Source organism: Elstera litoralis, assembly GCF_000963705.1.
GTDB classification, from domain to species: Bacteria; Pseudomonadota; Alphaproteobacteria; order Elsterales; family Elsteraceae; genus Elstera; species Elstera litoralis.
The window spans coordinates 1-935 of the sequence record NZ_LAJY01000908.1; the positions used below are offsets into that span (position 1 = coordinate 1).

The window sequence follows — 935 nt, forward strand, 5'->3', positions numbered from 1 at the left end:
CCGGGCTTTATCGGTAGAAAAAAAAGGATCGTGCCGGAAGTATCGGCAATCTCGATGGCGAGGATCTGATCGTCGCTCCGCTCTTCGCGCTCAATGAGCTGCTGAAGATCGCGCAACTCGGCCAGCGACAAGCCCAAATTCATCGCGTTTTCAACATCGCCTTGCAGGCCGTTAACGGTCACGACAAACCTAGACGCAATAACGTTTGTAACGGCTTTCTCAAACTTGAAATAGTTCAACAAAGCCGTCAGAATCAGCGCTGCACCGAACACGAGCTGCAACATTAAAACGATCTTTAGCGACAGCCTTCCGCGCATGATATGCCCCAAACCAATGTACCACGACTTTAAATAGCGACATCGCACAGCCGATGAGGATGCACGTGTTCACCATATCGCGACCTTTATGAATTGAACATTAAAATCGCCCATAAACTTGGCATTTCAGCATTTTTATGGCAAGACAGAACCGCACGCGAATCGGGCAGAGTCTGTAAAGGCGAACCACCTACACCTGTGGGTTAATGAATTCTTTATAGGCAATCTTGCTTGGTTAACGATATAGACTGACGACATCAGGGCAATTCATTCTCCGGCTCCGGTCGATGAGGTGGTAGATAATGACCTTCCGACTGCGGATCTTTTTTCGCCCTTTTGCTCTTCCTGGGTTTGATTTTTATTCTCGTTCTGCAAATCAATCGCAGCTTGGTGGATAAAACATACGACAGGCTGGCAGAAACGCGCTTTCTGTTTGTATCCCAAAGCTTAAAAACAGCCTTGGAATTGAATATCGGTCTCGGCTTCCCCTTAGCGGAACTTCGGGTGAGCCAAGAATTGATCGAACGCGAAAAGGCGGACGACGATCAAAATTCTGGCGATTGAAGTACTGGATGATAGCGGGCGAAGCCTGTTCAGTACCGATCGCGGCACCGTTGG

Annotated in this window: 1 protein-coding gene and 1 pseudogene; one reads left to right on the plus strand and one right to left on the minus strand. The window is 48.6% G+C overall.

Going from position 1 to position 935, the window contains the following annotated elements; genetic code table 11:
* Nucleotides 1-317, minus strand: a pseudogene (locus VZ95_RS20680) (hypothetical protein); the annotation flags it as partial.
* Nucleotides 318-653: 336 nt separating this feature from the next.
* On the opposite strand from VZ95_RS20680, the gene VZ95_RS20685 reads away from it, so the two are divergent.
* Nucleotides 654-881, plus strand: a complete 228-nt coding sequence (locus tag VZ95_RS20685) for a hypothetical protein (RefSeq protein ID WP_045777544.1) — start codon at nt 654-656, stop codon at nt 879-881.
* Nucleotides 882-935: the final 54 nt, after the last annotated feature.